This window comes from Candidatus Nanosynbacter sp. TM7-008, assembly GCF_022828245.2.
Taxonomy (GTDB): domain Bacteria; phylum Patescibacteriota; class Saccharimonadia; order Saccharimonadales; family Saccharimonadaceae; genus Nanosynbacter.
In genome coordinates, this window is record NZ_CP157587.1 from 55,102 (window position 1) to 69,360 (window position 14,259).

The 14,259-nt window shown below is 43.9% G+C and carries 15 protein-coding genes and 1 pseudogene; 14 read left to right on the forward strand and 2 right to left on the reverse strand.

The annotated features are described in order from the left end of the window. The first annotated feature begins 14 nt into the window (after positions 1 to 14). From LRM48_RS00285 to LRM48_RS00300, 4 genes are all read left to right on the forward strand, one after another. The gene (locus LRM48_RS00285; protein WP_243812098.1) at positions 15 to 797 is read left to right on the forward strand and encodes a hypothetical protein; all 783 of its coding nucleotides are present in this window, start codon (positions 15 to 17) and stop codon (positions 795 to 797) included. Positions 798 to 890: 93 nt separating this feature from the next. Continuing rightward, positions 891 to 1,091 carry a hypothetical protein gene (locus tag LRM48_RS00290; protein ID WP_243812097.1) on the forward strand — a complete coding sequence of 67 codons (201 nt, stop codon included), beginning with the start codon at positions 891 to 893 and terminating at the stop codon, positions 1,089 to 1,091. 12 nt (positions 1,092 to 1,103) lie between these two features. Beyond that, positions 1,104 to 1,655 carry an oligoribonuclease gene (gene orn, locus LRM48_RS00295; protein ID WP_243812096.1) on the forward strand — a complete coding sequence of 184 codons (552 nt, stop codon included), beginning with the start codon at positions 1,104 to 1,106 and terminating at the stop codon, positions 1,653 to 1,655. Next, on the forward strand, positions 1,652 to 1,990 hold the full coding sequence (locus tag LRM48_RS00300; RefSeq protein WP_243812095.1) for an MmcQ/YjbR family DNA-binding protein: 339 nt from the start codon (positions 1,652 to 1,654) through the stop codon (positions 1,988 to 1,990). Before orn ends, LRM48_RS00300 begins: the two co-directional genes overlap by 4 nt. On the opposite strand, the gene LRM48_RS00305 is transcribed toward LRM48_RS00300, so the two are convergent. Then, positions 1,987 to 2,583, reverse strand: coding sequence for a hypothetical protein (locus LRM48_RS00305; RefSeq protein WP_426303686.1), 597 nt, complete (start codon positions 2,581 to 2,583; stop codon positions 1,987 to 1,989). The two genes, LRM48_RS00300 and LRM48_RS00305, sit on opposite strands and share 4 nt — an antisense overlap. Positions 2,584 to 2,651: 68 nt before the next feature. Between LRM48_RS00305 and dnaG the strand changes: the two genes are divergently transcribed. Both dnaG and rpoD read left to right on the forward strand, forming a co-directional pair. Then, positions 2,652 to 4,385, forward strand: coding sequence for a DNA primase (dnaG, locus tag LRM48_RS00310; protein ID WP_243812093.1), 1,734 nt, complete (start codon positions 2,652 to 2,654; stop codon positions 4,383 to 4,385). An 8-nt stretch (positions 4,386 to 4,393) separates the two neighbouring features. Further along, entirely contained in the window at positions 4,394 to 5,344 is a 951-nt protein-coding gene (rpoD, locus tag LRM48_RS00315) for an RNA polymerase sigma factor RpoD (protein ID WP_376787544.1), read from the forward strand. Here rpoD and LRM48_RS00320 read toward each other — a convergent pair whose 3' ends face one another. Beyond that, positions 5,345 to 5,932 carry an AAA family ATPase gene (locus LRM48_RS00320; RefSeq protein WP_243812092.1) on the reverse strand — a complete coding sequence of 196 codons (588 nt, stop codon included), beginning with the start codon at positions 5,930 to 5,932 and terminating at the stop codon, positions 5,345 to 5,347. Positions 5,933 to 5,994: 62 nt separating this feature from the next. Here LRM48_RS00320 and LRM48_RS00325 point away from each other — a divergent pair, with 62 nt between their 5' ends. The 8 genes and pseudogenes from LRM48_RS00325 (at position 5,995) to LRM48_RS00360 (ending at position 14,258) form a co-directional block, all read left to right on the forward strand. Then, positions 5,995 to 6,546: a hypothetical protein gene (locus tag LRM48_RS00325; RefSeq protein ID WP_243812091.1), complete on the forward strand. Its 552-nt coding sequence runs from the start codon at positions 5,995 to 5,997 to the stop codon at positions 6,544 to 6,546. A gap of 16 nt (positions 6,547 to 6,562) precedes the next feature. Beyond that, complete coding sequence (polA, locus tag LRM48_RS00330; RefSeq protein WP_243812090.1) at positions 6,563 to 9,100, forward strand: DNA polymerase I; 2,538 nt, start codon at positions 6,563 to 6,565, stop codon at positions 9,098 to 9,100. Between the two features lie 21 nt (positions 9,101 to 9,121). Then, the gene (locus LRM48_RS00335; protein WP_129632112.1) at positions 9,122 to 9,769 is read left to right on the forward strand and encodes a hypothetical protein; all 648 of its coding nucleotides are present in this window, start codon (positions 9,122 to 9,124) and stop codon (positions 9,767 to 9,769) included. A gap of 10 nt (positions 9,770 to 9,779) precedes the next feature. Continuing rightward, positions 9,780 to 10,658 (forward strand): bifunctional DNA-formamidopyrimidine glycosylase/DNA-(apurinic or apyrimidinic site) lyase, encoded by an 879-nt coding sequence (mutM, locus tag LRM48_RS00340; protein WP_243812089.1) that lies wholly within the window; start codon positions 9,780 to 9,782, stop codon positions 10,656 to 10,658. Next, a complete protein-coding gene (gene holA / locus LRM48_RS00345) occupies positions 10,655 to 11,560 on the forward strand; it encodes a DNA polymerase III subunit delta (RefSeq protein ID WP_243812088.1) in 906 nt (301 codons plus the stop codon). Before mutM ends, holA begins: the two co-directional genes overlap by 4 nt. After that, positions 11,541 to 11,948, forward strand: a pseudogene (locus LRM48_RS00350) (HEAT repeat domain-containing protein); the annotation flags it as partial. The gene holA and the pseudogene LRM48_RS00350, both read left to right, overlap by 20 nt. 307 nt (positions 11,949 to 12,255) lie before the next feature. Further along, the gene (locus LRM48_RS00355; RefSeq protein ID WP_243812086.1) at positions 12,256 to 12,432 is read left to right on the forward strand and encodes a hypothetical protein; all 177 of its coding nucleotides are present in this window, start codon (positions 12,256 to 12,258) and stop codon (positions 12,430 to 12,432) included. Then, on the forward strand, positions 12,432 to 14,258 hold the full coding sequence (locus LRM48_RS00360; RefSeq protein ID WP_243812085.1) for an HsdM family class I SAM-dependent methyltransferase: 1,827 nt from the start codon (positions 12,432 to 12,434) through the stop codon (positions 14,256 to 14,258). The genes LRM48_RS00355 and LRM48_RS00360 overlap by 1 nt, the downstream gene beginning before the upstream one ends. Position 14,259 lies beyond the last annotated feature (1 nt).

A 14,259-nucleotide genomic window follows, 5' to 3' on the forward strand; every position in this document is an offset into this window, starting at 1 on the left:
CTATAATAGTAATTATGGAAAAATTAAGTCCGACTCCGAGTGATATAGAGGCGAAGATGTATCAGCCTCGCGCTTTGCAAGTTCTTGATAGCGGCGAGCGCTGCGTAGAATTTGGAGGAATTAGCTGCCAGCTGAAATATTATGATTGCGAGCAGCCTGGCAACCCGGAAGCTCGCTGCAATGAAATATATGAATATAAATTACCTGCCGATGCTATTGAGCGGGCTAATTTGGGTTTTGATCTAGACGAACTACCGTCATTTATTGGTGTAAAGGGTGGGGCGGCTCGCCAGGTTTTGGAGTCTCTAGTTCATAGCGACCGTCAGTTAACGCCTCCTCGCGATGTCGATTTGGTAATTTTAGAAGAAGTTATTGCTAGTGGCGATTATGATCCAGATGATATTCGGGCGGTAGCGAGCGATCTTTCAATGCGTTTTTCGCCACGTGATGCAATGAATGGCTATGGCGCGGAGTCTGTACAATCTACTGCCGAGTTTATGAGGCAGCATGATTTTACAATCAATCAAGTGCTCATACACAAGAACAACGGTGCTTGGAGGCTATTGGCTAGCACTCAAGCAGTGTTGGATACTGCTGAGCATATTATTAGACCGACAGTTTTTGAACACGACATTGATTATGGCTATCGAATTGGCAATAAATTAGCCCTCAAGGCAGTGAGGCTTCTGTCTGATGTGCAAGTTCAGGGGATTGACTATGCAATCATCAAGAGTGTTCAATTGCCAGATGATATTTATAGTGATCCAAGGGATGATTATTTCATGCAAGCGCTATAGCTAGATAAGGCGTTAGAAGTCAGCGACGAATTGGCCGAACGCTATGTGGAAAATCTAAAGTTTTATGGAATGATACCGTATGGTTGTGAAGACATGAGTGCTATTGAGGTGTATTATTATCTAGTGAATGAGACGGATTTTGTCCCGTCTGATGGCGTGCTTGAATCCCTTCGGATTGAAAGAGAAAATCGCCTGAAGCTTGGTGGTGCGGCAAAGTTTGATGACGTTGTTGAAAGGCTATTAAGACAGGTGTCAGAGCGGTTTTCTCGAGATTACTACGATGCCAAAAAGTAGTATAATAGAGATATGAAAGCAAGTTTTAAGCCGAAAAAGATTTTGTGGGTGGATTTGGAGATGACTGGACTAAATCCAGTGCGCGATGAGATTTTGGAAGTGGCGGCAATTGCGACGGATTGGAATTTTAAGGAAATTGCGACGTACGAAGGAATTGTGCGCCACGATTCGGAAAAGCTGGCTAAGCTGTTGGACCGAAATGCTGGTTTTTGGAATGAGCATCCGGAAGCGCGACGCGGGCTGGAGGAGCAGAATGAATCGGGTAAACCTTTGGCAGAAATAGAACGTGAATTGTTAGCGTTTTGTGATGAATATTTTGCGGGCGAGACGAGGATTTTGCTAGCAGGCAATTCAATTCATCAGGATCGTCGATTCATTGACCAATGGTGGCCAACGTTGTCAAAAAGACTACATTATCGTGTGTTGGACGTGAGTGCATGGAAGGTGGTGTTTGAAGGTAAATACGGTAAGAAATTCGCCAAGCCAGAAGATCATCGAGCGCTGGAAGACATCCGCGGCAGTATTATGGAACTTGAATATTATTTGAAAAAGGTGAAAGTATGACACATAAACAATTTGAAGAATTTATTCTGAGTTTGCCGGGCGTATGGCTGGATTATCCATTTGGCGAGGATATTGCGGTGTATAAATTTGGTCGAGATAATGACGGTGCAGGGAAAATGGTAGCGTTGGTGACGGAAGGCTCAAAACCGCTCAGAGTAAGCCTAAAATGCGATTCGTTGTTGGCGCAGAATTTACGAGAAAAATACGAAACGGTTTTACCAGGTTATCACTTAAATAAGAAACATTGGAATACAATTATCTGTTCGGGTCAATTGACTGACGAAGAAGTCTTTGACTTGGCGAGGCTGAGCTATCGATTAGTCTCGGAAGCTTAATCTGCCTTAATGATTTGATTGATCTGCTTCTGTATATTTTCTAAATCGCCAGCAGTTTTTACTAGCCATTCGCGCATCTTTTTTGACTTGGTGGATTTATATACCTTTTTCATCATGTTGATCGTATCTGTTATTTGCACATTCATCTCATGAGCATAGGTAACATCCAATTGTGCATTCAGAAGGGCTTCGTCCAATTTTTTCTCTAATTTTTCCGACGGATCTAAGGCGAGGATGTCCTTTTGCTTTTCCTTATAATTGACGCCGGTTGCTTGGAGCGCTTCGCCCATTGAGGCATCCGCAGTGGTTAGCACTGCAACCAGAGAACTATTGGTAGTTTGTAAGCTGGTTGAGCGGAATTTATTATTGTATTTTTTGGAAATAGTGAGCAGCTTATTAACGCGCGCTGCAACTTGTGACGGGTTGGCGTTTGGCATAGAATCTTGTGAAAAAACAAATATCGCAATTAGAGTTATCAATCCGATAAAACTCAAAATAGCGATGATGATTTTGGTTTTTTTATCAAAACCTTCCGCTGGCGGAGGTGTGGCAATTTGATTCAGATAATCGATACCTTGAGGTTGGTTATTCAAATTGTCAGGATACATATTCCTATTTAACCACAAACAATAACAGAGGTAAAGAGTGATATAATAAAAATATGAATGATGCCAAAGAAGAAGTGCGGGCGCGACTGAACATCGAGGATGTGATTGGTGAGTATGTTCAGTTGAAGCGAGCGGGGCGCAATTTGAAGGGCTTAAGTCCGTTTACCGACGAGCGAACCCCAAGCTTTATGGTTAGTCCAGAAAAGCAGATTTGGCACGATTTTTCTTCTGGAAAAGGTGGCGATATTTTTACATTTGTGATGATGGTGGAAGGAATGGATTTTCGTCAATCGCTGGAGCATTTGGCTCGGAAGGCGGGCGTTGATCTGACTTTGTTTTCTAATGGTGACGGACGAACGGCCAAGCGCCGTGCCAGAGCCAGGGAAGCGCTGAAGCTGGCTGCCAATTTTTATCAGCAGAATTTGGTAAAAAATTCGACAGCCTTAAATTATGTGGTAAAAAAACGGCGATTAAATCGTCAAACGATTGGTGATTTTCTGATTGGCTATGCGCCGGAGAATGGCGACACGTTGACGAAAGCATTGGAAAAAAGAGGATTTTCTAGGCAGGAATTGGCGGACGCTGGCTTGTCGAATCGGTTTGGTGGTGATTTGTTTCGTGGGCGAATGATGGTGGTGTTGAGTGATGGCAATGGCGAGGTTGTGGGATTTACGGGCAGAATTATTCGTGACGATCCGCGCGCGCCAAAATACTTGAACACGCCGCAAACGCTGTTATTCGATAAATCACGACATATTTTTGGTTTGCATCAAGCCAAGGAAGCGATTCGAAAAAGCGATGTGGCGGTGATTGTTGAGGGCAATTTGGATGTGATTAGCAGTCATCAAGCGGGCGTCAAAAACGTGGTTGCGACTTCTGGTACGGCGATGACGACGCAACATTTGAAGTCGCTTAGTCGATTGGCGGGGCGGATTCGCTTGGCGTTTGATGGCGATCGAGCGGGAGTTAACGCAACGGAGCGAGCAATCAACTTGGCGCAGGAAGTCGGCGTGGAGTTGGAAGTGGTGAGCTTGCCTGATGGCGTCAAAGATCCAGACGAATTGATCCAAAAAGATCCAGCGCTTTGGCAAGCGGCGATTGACCAATCTCAGCCAGCGGTGGATTGGGTGATTGCTAGATATGCGGAAATGGAGAATTTGAAGTCAGCGGAAGGCAAGCGAAGATTTTCGACCATTGCGCTGAGAATTGTCCGAGGCTTGAAAGATCCGGTGGAACAAGAGCATTATTTGTCGGTGATTTCTGAAAAAACTGGCGCGTCAATTACCGCGCTGAAGGCAAAATTGTCGAATGAAAAAGTCACTGAGCATCAATTGAAAAAGGCGAAAATTGAGAAAGAAAAACCGACTCCGGTTCAGGATGAGACTGAGGATATGCTGGCGGGGTTAGCGGCGAGTGAAAAATCTGTGCGGCGCTGGTTGGCGGCGGTTTCTGGTGAAATGTTGGATGATGACAATGCGCGGCAATTGATTGGTTATTTACGGAAGAATCCAGACGCAGATTTGGGCGAGGTTCCGCTGGACTTGCAAAAGATCGAACAGTATGTGAAAATAGTACAGTTGAAAAGTGAAAGTCGTTACGCCAATTGGGAGCAAAAAAGCTTAGACGAAGAGATGGCTCGGCTAGTCAGACAGATAACAATCAAACATCGCGAAAACAAAAAGAATCAATTATTAACGCAGCTTAGAGAGGCCGAGGCGTCGGGCGATGAGGTTTTGTCTCAGAATTTGCGCCAGAGCTTAAATAATCTGATTAAGGAGAAAATGTGAGCGACGATATCACGACGAAGCCAGTAAACTTAAACGAAGATGATGATTTTGATCCAACGCTTATAGACGAAGAAGAATCGGAAGATTTGGATTCGTTGACAACTGGGCAATATTTGGACGATGTGTCGGACGATTCGGTCAGGTTGTATTTGCGTGAAATTGGTAAAATTCCACTACTTAGCGCTGAGGAGGAAATGGACTTGGCGCGACGAATTGTTGAAGGCGATAAAAAGGCTAAGGATAAGATGGCTGAGGCAAATATGCGCTTGGTGGTGTCGATTGCTAAGCGTTATTCTGGTCGCGGTTTGGACTTTTTGGATCTGATTCAAGAGGGAAATACGGGACTTTTGCGTGCAGTTGAAAAGTTTGATCCGGATAAGGGATTTAAGTTTTCGACCTATGCGACTTGGTGGATTCGCCAGGCAATTACGCGTGCGATTGCTGATCAAGCGCGAACGATTCGTATTCCAGTTCACATGGTGGAAACGATCAATAAATTGCTGCGTACTCAGCGACGGATGACGCAGGAATTGAACCGTGAGCCGACAATTGAAGAATTGTCTAAAGAATTGGACATGGAACCAGAGAAGATTGAATATGTCATTAAGATCAAGCAAGACATTTCTTCTTTGGATGCTGGTGTTGGTCGTGACGGTGAAGATGATGATTCTGTATTGCAAGATTTTATCGTTGACGAAGATACGGTTTCGCCAGAAGATTCCGCTTCAAATCAATTGTTAAAAGAGCAAGTTCAGGAAATTCTATCAAGTTTGAGTGATCGCGAGCAGAAAATTGTTCGAATGCGTTTTGGCTTGGACAATGGGAAAAATCACACTTTGGAAGAAGTTGGTCAGGAATTTGCGGTTACGCGTGAGCGAATCCGCCAGATTGAGGCTAAGGCACTAGCAAAACTTCGCAAGCACAAAGACGCGAAAAAACTTTATGAATATCTGGACTAATTAACACTGCTCGGGCGATTTACAAAAATGGGCGTCGTGAGTTGCGGCGTCTATTTTTTGATGTAATTGCTCGAGGCTGCCGTCGTTAATGATGAAATAATCAGCAATAGCAATTGGTCCACCTTTTTCCAAATTCTCGATTTCTGACCAGTCGCGCTGATCAACTTCGTGTGGCTGCATTGGGCGCTCCGTACGCTTAGCCATTCGTTGATAACGGAGGTATTTCGGTGTAACGATGGCAATAACGACAACTTGTCCGGGGAATTCGTGTTTAAGGAATTTATATTCACTCCAAGTGTATAATCCGTCCAAAACGATTTTATTTTGCCCAGCGTTTATTAAATCGTGGATGTTTTTTATGACGCGTTTGATTACGAAATCTTTGCCTTCACGGCGACGAATTTCTTCGCGAAATTGTTGTTGATTGTCCCAAGTTTTTTCAATTCCAGCCTCGTCCATGGCTTTATAAATAACGCCACCGAAGTAAATTTTTGGAAATCCTTTTTCTGTCAAATATTCGACAGCTGAGCTTTTGCCGCTGCCCGCCAATCCAACCAGGGCGATAATTTTTGCGTGTGGTTGTGTCATGTACTAATTTTAACAATTTGTTGACATTCTTCCAAATAGAGAGTATCTTTAAGTCACACACTATGGAAACACTTCATGGACATATTGAAGAGTTACCTCAGAATTCTTCTTCTGATCTTGATATTGAGGGTCAAGAAAATCTGACAGAGAGCTATAAGATAATGGCTCAGATTGAAGAGCTGGAGTCGAAATTTGATCGTAATATGGATGATAGCGAGAAATGGCAGAGGCTTATTGGCGAACCTATCGAGGATCAGTATGGACAGCTGTGGATGATTTGGGAAAATCCTGCCGCTTCGTCATCTATTCCAAAGGATCGATATCAAATATATAAGATACCCAAGAATGAAGATGAGTTCAGATATGCTTTCATAAAAGAGCTTGAGGTTGACCGTTACCCTAAATACCATAAAACCTCTTACGAGTTTTTTGTTGGACCAGATGACGGTAGAGATGAGACTATAACTGTGTTCTTTAACGACGATGGAGTGATTGAGTATGTTCATTGTTATAGCTATCTGGAGGAGCACAAGATAATGCGTGAGAATTACAAAAGAGCACGTAAGAAACTTGCCGAAGTGTCAATAATCAACTCTCTGACAACAGTCGCTTAAATGCTACAATAGAAGTATGAAACGTCTAGTGGTTATTGATGGAAAGTCGGTGTTTTACCGAGGTTATTATGCCATGCCGGGATTGTCGATGGCTGACGGAACTCCAACTGGCGGAGTGTACGGATTTGTAAGTTTGGCAATTGAGCTGATTAAGAAATTGGAGCCGGATTACGTGGCGGTAGCTTGGGATAAACGAGGCACGAATATTCGCAAGCGGCGGGAATTATATCCAGAATATAAAGCTGGTCGCAAGCCAGCGCCAGATGACTTTTACCAGCAAATCCCGATTTTACACGAGCTGCTTGATGCGTTTGGCTGGCCGCTTTATGAAATTGATGATTACGAGGCGGACGATATTATGGGCGCGTTTGCCAGGCAAGCGGAATCTCGCGGAATTGAAACGTGCTTGATAACGTCGGATTTGGACGCATTGCAATTGATATCACCAATGACCAAAGTTTACGCTATGAAAAACGGTTTAAGGAATATCGAGGAATTCACGGCGGAACATTTTGAAGAAAAATACGGAATTCGGACGGAGCAATTTTTAGACCTGAAGGCTTTGAAGGGTGATTCTAGTGATAATTTGCCGGGAGTGCCGGGAATTGGCGAGAAAACGGCGGTGAAATTATTGCAAGAATATGAAACTCTGGACGGAGTTTATGAGCATCTGGACGAGCAAAAAGGCGCTTTGCGAACGAAGTTGGAAAATGGTCGTGAGTCGGCATATTTGACCAAGCAAGTGGCGGAAATTTGGACGGACGCGCCGATTGAACTGGATTGGGATGTGGCGGACGTTAATGATTGCGATTTTACGCGAGTAACGGAAATTCTGCAGAAGTTGGAGTTTAATTCGCTGATTGGACGATTGCCAAAAACAATGCAAATGGCGGAAAATGAGAAAAAAGAAGAACCGAAGTTGGATATTCCACGAATTGAAAAATTGCCCGATATGCCGATGTTTGAGGCGGAAAATATAATATATATCGATTCGTCGGAGCCTGACGTAATTTACATAAGCTCAAATCCTGAGTCAGTGTGGACGGCGAAAATTGATGAAATTAGTCAATCTATATGGCAATTATTGGCGCAGGGAATTGTGATCGCGGCGGATGTTAAGCAGTTGTATCACGCGCTGGATAATCATGGCGTGGCGGCGCGTTTTCACGAAGTTTGGGATGTTGGACAGGCGGCGTTTTTGATTGATCCGCTGAAGCGTGATCGTAGTTTGAGTGCGCTGTCTGGCGATTTTTCTGACGACAATTCCGCGGCTTATCGATTGGCTCGCTTGCACAAAATTTATCGTGAACAAAAAGTTTACATGTCGAATAATTCGCAAATCGCGCGTGTGGCTTATGAGTTTGATTTTCCAGTAATTTGGGCGCTATTCCAGATGGAAAAACGTGGTATGAAGTTGGATGATACGCTATTAAAACAGATGGGCGATGAGCTGGCGGCGGAAGTTGGTGAGCTTGAACAACAAATGTATTCCATGGCTGGATACGAGTTTAACGCGTCTAGTCCAGCGCAACTTTCTGAGGTTTTGTTTACCAAATTGCAATTACCAACTGCGGGCATAAAAAAGGGAAAAACTGGATATTCAACAGGTCAGAAAGAGCTGGACAAATTACGTGGACAACATCCGATTATCGAGTTGATTGAGCGATATCGAGAATTGACCAAATTGATCAGCACGTACATTGAGGCGTTACCAAAATTGATGGCGACTGATGGGCGAATTCACACCACGTTTAATCAGGACGTAACCAGCACGGGGCGGCTAAGCAGCACGAATCCGAATTTACAGAATATTCCGGTGCGGACTGAACTGGGCAGGAAAATTCGTCAGGCGTTTGTTCCGAGTGATGGCAAAGTTTTTGTCGGCGCGGATTATTCACAATTTGAGCTGAGGCTAGCGGCTGTATTGGCGGGCGATGAGAAGTTGATTGAAGACTTTAATAGCGATGTTGATATTCACGCAAAAACGGCGGCGGAAACATACGGAATATCGATTGACGAAGTGAGCAAATCTCAGCGTCGAGCAGCAAAAGTGATCAATTTTGGTGTACTTTACGGAATGAGTCCGCACGGTTTAGCGGCGGCTACGGGAATGTCATTTACAGAGGCGAAAAAGTTTATTGATCATTATTTTGAGGTGCGAAAGCCGATTCGTCAGTACTTGGATAAAATTTTAACTCAAGCGCGAGAACAGGGATTTGTTGAAACGTATTTTGGCAGGCGACGACCAACGCCTGATATAAAATCGAGCAATTTTATGGTGCGATCTTCGGCGGAAAGGGCTGCGATGAATATGCCAATTCAAGGCACGGAAGCGGATTTGATGAAATTGGCAATGATTCGATTGGAGGATAAATTGTCGGGCTTGGCTGACGCAATTCTACAAGTTCATGATTCGATTTTGGTGGAATGCAAACCTGAAGACGTCCAGGAAGTCAGCGAGATTATGAAAGCGGAAATGGAAGGCGTTTGTCCGGAATTGCCGATTAAATTGAAAGTAGATGTCGGTACGGGCGTAAATTGGGGTGAAGTGTAGAAAATATGGTATAATTACGCCATGAAATACACTCAACGACGAAATTCATTTTCTCGATTTGTACCAATTTTGCTGGTTATTGTTATCACAGTTGTGGCGGTAGCAGCGGTTATTGCGATTGGTCGAGCATTATTTGGCAAAAATGATTCAGGTCAAACAACGGATCAGAATGTTAACGTAGGGCAAGTTGCTTTGTTGTCGACGGACGTGGGAAGCGCGGTTCGATTGACAGTGCGTGGACCAATTGTAGCGAATGAGAATTTTCGCTCATATAGCATCACTATTTCGCCAGAATCTCGCGAAATGACAACGTACGAGGGATATTTGGATAAGCCGATTGCAGAGAAAAAATTGGACAATAACAGCAAGGCTTATACGGAGTTGGTTTATGCGCTTGATAAGCGAAAAATGATGGAAGGTACGCCGCTAACTGAGCAGCAAAACGATTTGCGGGGAATTTGTGCTAGCGGTAAAATTTACAAATTCGAAACTTTGAAGGACAATTCCGTTGTGAAGAGTTTGTGGACGTCGGATTGTAGCGGCTCTAAAGGCTCGGCGCAAGCTAATGTAAACGAGATTTTGGATATGTTTTTGAAGCAAATTCCTGACGGCAAAAAAATGGCGGCTGGAATTGGACTAAGTCAAGAAGAAGCTTTGTTTAAGCTGTAGGATTCGTCGAATGCCAGAACTACCCGAAGTTGAGACAGTTCGTCGCGGTTTGGCGGATTTATTGCCAGGTCAGGCTGTTGCGCGAGCGACGGTATTTGATTCGCCAAAAAGCTTTCCTAATTCACCTACTGATGTTCAGCAATTTTTATACGGCGCGCACGTAATGGCAGTGCGACGTCGTGCGAAAGTACTGATGATTGATCTTGATACGCGTTATTCGCTGGTGATACATCTTAAGATGACTGGGCAATTGATTTTTCGTGGGGCTAATAGTTTTGCTGGCGGTCATCCGAATGATAGCTTGATCGGTGAATTGCCGGATAAGTCGACGCGTGTGCAAATTGATTTTGCGGATGGTTCGCGTCTGTTTTTCAATGATCAGCGTAAGTTTGGCTGGATGAAATTGATGCCGACTGATGAGATAGAAAATTTGCCATTTATGCAGAAAGTTGGGCCGGAGCCGCTCGATAAAAAAACTGAGGCGATGGACTTTATTAAGCGAATTCGTCGTCGACAAAATTCGATGATAAAGCCAGCGTTTCTTGATCAGTCGGTAATCGCTGGAGTTGGCAATATTTACGCTGATGAAGCTCTGTGGGCTGCGAAAATTCACCCTCAGACGCGCGTTAGGAATGTTAGTGATGACCAATTGGAAGATTTGTTTAACGAACTGCGTCAGATTTTACAATTGAGCATTGATCAGGGTGGCTCGACGGATAAAAATTATGTTGACGCTGAAGGCAGAAAAGGGAATTATCTGTCGTTTGCGCATGTATTTCGTCGAGAAGGTCAGCCGTGTCATCGACACCCTGACCAAGAGATTGTAAAGATGAAAGTTTCTGGACGCGGTACGCATATTTGCCCAGTTTGCCAAGTGGAGGTGAAGTGATTTACCTTTTTTACGGCGAAAACGAATTTGAAAAACGGCAAGCAATTGCTAAGCTGATTGGCAACGAAAAAGTGGCGCGACATGATGGTGAAGATTTGACGCTGGCTGGAATGCAGGAAATAGTAATCGGACAGACGATGTTTATGAACTCGTCGGTGTATTTGATTTCAAAACTAGGCGAAAATTCTGAGATTTGGTCGCAACTTCCAGATATGAAGTTTGATGATGACAGGACGATTATTCTGGCTGAAGATAAAATTGATAAACGAACAAAAACGTATAAGTGGCTGCAGAAAAATGCCAAAGTTCAGGAATTTTCACCGCTTAGTGATCGTCAAAAACCGCAGATTTTAAAGTGGTGTGTGGCGGAAGCAAAGGCTCGTGGGTGTGAATTAACGAATCATCAAGCAGAGATAATTGTTGATCGTTTGGGATTTGATCAGTTGCGACTGAGTAACTTTTTGGATCAATTGGCGCTGGCGGAAAAAGTAAAGGATGATTTAATTGACAACTTCATACCTCTGGCGAGGACGGAAAATGTGTTTGATTTGTTTATTTCGGCGCTGGCGGGTGATTATGATAAGGTTCACGATATAATTAGCTATTTGGAGTCGGAAAGTGGCGTTGACGGCGCCTATCAGACAATGGGATTACTTGCCTCGCAGGCGACTAACTTGACGGCATTGGTTTTGGCTGACGGCGACAGTAAGCTGGTGGCTTCGGATTTTTCGGCTAGTCCGTATGTTTTACGAAAATTGGCGTCTTCAGCAAAAGTTGTTGATAAGGAAAAACTGAATAGAATAAATGACGTGCTGCTTCGGGCGGACTTGCAAATGAAAACAACTTCTGTAAATCCGTGGCTGCTTGTGGAGGCGGCACTGGTTGGAATTTTTAGCCTATAAATCTAATGTGTATCAAGTTAGAATGTATAGCGTATTTCTCTTTGGATATTTATCAGAACAAGATGATGTTTTAGCATTTATGCGAGATGAAGTTTCCAAAGATAATAATTGGAGAGTTCAAGAAGTGTTGGCAAAGGCATTTGATGAATTTTGCAAGAAAATAGGATATGAAAAAGCACTTCCAATAATTGATGAATGGTTAAAAAACAATAATCCTAATACAAGGAGAGCAGTTACAGAGGGGCTAAGAATATGGACGAGCAGACCATATTTCAAAGATAATCCGAATGAAGCTATCAGACGAATTGCTGCATTAAAAGAAGATACGAGTGAATATGTTAGAAAATCGGCAGGGAATGCTTTAAGAGATATTAGTAAAAAATTTCCACCAAAAGAGGAAGCATTGAACTCTATTTCGTGAGAAATGAGCTGGCGCTTGTATATAGATTCAATGACTGCGTCTAGCGGCTTTCGGGCATAGGTAGGAAAGAGCGAGGTTAGCCAGACGGCTACCTCGCTCTTTTGATTTCAAGAACAAAGAGAGACGCGTGCTGCTCCTTCGCTGCTATTGCAGCTCACTTTTGCGTATCAGCACTCAGGCTCTTGCTGCGGGTTTACGCCTTTGTTCGAAACTCGCAAATATTGTACAATAATACGTAATTACGTGAATACGTATTATTGCAGGAGAGTTTTATATGAATAAGAAAGACGAGAAGAAGCCCTCAGGAGACGTCAGGCGAACAAAGCTGACGCTCTCCGTGACGGCAGAGGATAAGAAGATATTGAAAATCATTGCAATCAAGAGGGAGAAATCTATCTCAGCGATGCTGCGTGAGTGGATTGAGAAAAATGCAAAGGAGGCTGAGAAGTAATGGCTAAGAATTTAACTGAGGATGAAGTACGTGATATTGCTCGTAATATCCTCGGGTTCAAAGATAAAGCAGGCGTGAAATCTGGCGTTGGTCAGTTGACGACATTTAATCAGCTTGGGTTTCCGGGAGTTCTTGATAAGCCTGATGGCTGGTATCTGCCGGACAATCATGCGGATGTTGCTGTGGTACTTGAGACGAAAGCTTCGAGTGTTGCCCTTGTTGATAAATGGGTTGAGGAAGTACTGAAGAACGTTCGTATCGTTGAGCAGCAATACGAGAAGGTAGTTGGCATTCTTTATAACGGCGACGCTGCTCGAGTATTCAAGGGCGAAGAAGAGTTTGATGGCGATGGAGCCAAGACTCTTCATAACGTTGAGTATTACACGGCTTTGTTTAATGCAGGCAACATCGACAAGGAGCATATTTACGAGCTGACTGCAAGCATCAACAACTGCTTGCATTTCGAGTTCGGTATTAAGAATTTGTATCATCGCATGATTTTCACAGCTTGCGCTCTGGTTGCAAAGCGTTATAACGCACTGATGGTTGAGGGTATGGACTATTCGGAATTTCATAATGCAATTCTGAACTGTCTTAACAAGGAGCTTTATCACGATAAGCAGCAGAATCAAAAACTGTCTCTTCTGACAGAAGTGTTCTCGGAAATTCGAATGAATTTGAACGTTGATAGCGAGGATGCGAAAGAGCAAAGTCGCGTCAAAACACTTATTACACAATTCATCGGGTGGGTCACAGAAATCAGCAATTGTCTGAATTCTGATGCTTGGCGCGGAGAAGATGTTATGGGTATCTTCTTCAACGAATTCAATCGCTACAAGAAGAAGTCGGAAGCTGGTCAGGTCTTTACTCCTGAGCATATCACTGACTTCATGTATAAGATTCTTGAGGTAAACAAGGACGACCGAGTTCTTGATGCATGCTGTGGCAGTGGCGGATTCCTTGTTAAAGCGATGGCGAACATGATTCGTGAGTCTGGCGGGATGCAAACCATCAAGGCAAAGGAAATCAAGAGGCAGCAGCTTTACGGTATCGAGTTTGACCGTGAGATTTATGCTCTTGCGTGTGCAAACATGCTGATTCACAAGGATGGTAAGACGAACCTTGAACAGATGGATGCACGAACTGAAACGGCAAGCGATTGGATTGCAAAGCAGGGAATCACGAAGGTTCTTATGAATCCACCGTATGAGAATAAGTACGGCTGCATGAAGATTGTTGAGAATGTTCTTGACAGCGTGCCTGCCCATACAGCTTGCGCGTTCATCCTTCCAGATAAGAAGCTTGAAAAGGCTTCAAAGGCTCAGATGAAGCGAATCCTTTCACATCATCGTCTGAAGAAGGTAATCAAACTCCCTGAAGACTTGTTCTTTGGCGTGGGCGTCACTACGAGCGTTTTTGTGTTTGAGACTGGCATTTCACAGGATGGCAAGGATATTTTTGCCTGCTATATGGAGACCGATGGGCTTGCGACAGTCAAGAATAAAGGTCGCCATGATGTGTACGGTAAATGGGCTGCTATCGAGGACCGTTGGGTCGATGTGGTAGAGAAGCAGTCGGGGGACGACACATGTCAGTGGGTCAAGTCTGACAAGCACCTGTCGTATCAGGTGCCGCAGAAGCCTTTTGAGATTTTTGAAGAAGACTTCAAGAAGACCGCTATGGACTATCTGATGTTCAAGGAAGGCATCGACGCAAAGGTATTTGGCGACAAGCTGCTTGAAACAGCAATGTATTCGAGCACAGTGAGCGCGGATGATGAGAGCGTGAACATTGCCTTGAAGAAGGGCGGTGAGAAGAATGAATAAG